Origin of the sequence: Moorena sp. SIO4A1 (genome assembly GCF_010672065.1) — a bacterium.
In the GTDB taxonomy this organism is placed as follows: Bacteria; Cyanobacteriota; Cyanobacteriia; order Cyanobacteriales; family Coleofasciculaceae; genus Moorena.
In genome coordinates, this window is record NZ_JAAHHX010000397.1 from 1 (window position 1) to 1967 (window position 1967).

General features: G+C 43.4%; 3 protein-coding genes. 1 reads left to right on the forward strand and 2 read right to left on the reverse strand.

What is annotated here, in order from left to right:
- On the reverse strand, positions 1-290 hold a 290-nt coding region (locus tag F6K53_RS38665), incomplete at its 3' end, for a methyltransferase domain-containing protein (RefSeq protein ID WP_293085145.1).
- 202 nt (positions 291-492) lie between these two features.
- Here F6K53_RS38665 and F6K53_RS38670 point away from each other — a divergent pair.
- Positions 493-1092 (forward strand): rhomboid family intramembrane serine protease, encoded by a 600-nt coding sequence (locus F6K53_RS38670; RefSeq protein WP_293073902.1) that lies wholly within the window; start codon positions 493-495, stop codon positions 1090-1092.
- Positions 1093-1256: 164 nt separating this feature from the next.
- Here the strand turns inward: F6K53_RS38670 and F6K53_RS38675 are convergent, their stop codons facing one another.
- Entirely contained in the window at positions 1257-1436 is a 180-nt protein-coding gene (locus F6K53_RS38675) for a hypothetical protein (RefSeq protein WP_293073899.1), read from the reverse strand.
- Positions 1437-1967: the final 531 nt, after the last annotated feature.

The window sequence follows — 1967 nt, forward strand, 5'->3', positions numbered from 1 at the left end:
CTGTCAGCCATGGGTAAACTTTCGCCATTCAGTACCCGAAAATCAACAGTAATTTCCGAGTCATGAATACGTTTTTTAGCTACATAATTCATCCCCGGATTAACATCAATAGTAGTTATTTTTTGTAGGTGGTTGGGGTAATACCTTAAATTTAATCCTGTGCCAAAGCCAATTTCAAAGACTTCCCCAGACACCTCAGATAAAACCTCTTGACGATACTTGCTTAAGACCGGGTCAGACATAGCCCAGTCCATCAATCGGGGAAAAACCAACTCTGAATATACACTCATGATCCAATTACCTTGGGATAACCTTGAATTGGCACTCATGATCAATTATATATATAGCAAGTCTTAATTAGTTAAGTTACAAAGTACTGGGTTTTAGGGAGTAGGGAGTAGGGAACAGGGAATAGGTAAAAAATCCTGGAGAAACGCTATATAAATTATAGTAGTAAACATAAATATGAGCGTGCAGGCTACCGGGTGAAGTATGACAAGTATATTTGATTGGATTAATCAATTCCAAAATGCTTGGGGTGACAACTTCCAGGCGGTGGGTGATTTGGTTCTTTACGCCTGGATTATAAGTTTTGTCAATTTAGTCTTATGCGGGGGAGCACTGAACGACAAGTTTGGTATCCAACCCCGCACCTGGCTTGGGCTAGTTGGTATTTTGTTTTCACCCTTCTTGCACAAAGACTGGAAACACTTGATCGGAAACACTATTCCGTTCGCGCTCCTTGGCTGTTGGGTGTTGTTACGAGGAACGGATGATTTCTGGGTCGTGACCTTGGTGATAGTCTTGGTTGGTGGTTTGGCTGAATGGCTACTTGGTTCACCTAACACGGTCTCTTATGGCGCAAGCGGTCTAGTTTTTGGGTATGTAGCTTTTCTGATCGGACAGGGGTATTTAGAAGGTAACTCCCTGTTAGTCATAGGTTCTATCGCTATCGGTGGTGTCTATGGTTTTACACTCAGAGGTTTATTGCCTGGTGAAACAGAGATCTCCTGGCAAGGACATTTATTTGGCTTCCTAGCAGGTATGCTTGCAGCCAGCAATATGGATACGTTTCGGAATCTGTTTCTGTAAGCAAAGATGGGGCTAAAGCTTAAACCACTGTGGTCAGCTTACCCTTAATTGGGTGAATGGGTAGGGAGTCAGAGCAACTCTGGCTGGCAAACGGTGGGTACCACGAAAATCACCATCACTTCAGCTTGATTCTAGTGGGCTCCACCGGTCTCGGGATCTCGACCTCATGAATTTAGCCAGTTTTGAGCCTTATACCAAGTTGCGGTCAAACGTATCACTTTCTCTTCCCCCAATCTCCCCATCTCCCCATTTCCCTCGGTGCGCTTTCCTTGTCTTGATGCAAAGCGCGAGTGGGGGAAACCCCCAAGACCGCGCTGCATCGCTAGGCGAATTAAATTCGCCACGGGTCGCACCGCTCCCTATCCAACCAATCTACTATCTTTGAATCCAACTCGGTATTACTGCTCAAATGGCCTGGCTCCTGGCTGGCCGTAGGTCCGGTAAAAAAAATCCCCGCTAGCGGCCAGACTAGCGGGGTGTGCTTTTCTCTTTGTGTTCTCAATTATTATTATTGGCCAATTAAGTATGATTTGGTGTTGGTCTAATGTCAATTTTTGGTGTTATTTCATATAAATTTTTATAAACTTGCTTGTTTTGGTCGATCTAGTCAATCTGAGCATCAGGTGATCTCGATCAAAAAACTCCACTAGCCTGATACTAGTGGAGGCAGGGTGTGTTATTCGTCAACTTCATCGTAGATATCCGATGTTTGTGATCTGGTTTGCTTAATGTATGGTTTTGTGTTTGATTTAGTTGTTGCTCAGCAGAATCTGGAGTATAGTTTTTATTCATATTATTATACCATAGCATGAAAATATTGTGGCTGTCAAGGGCAAAAAATCGGGAAGATCAGTAAGTTATAGTACTAGTTGCCA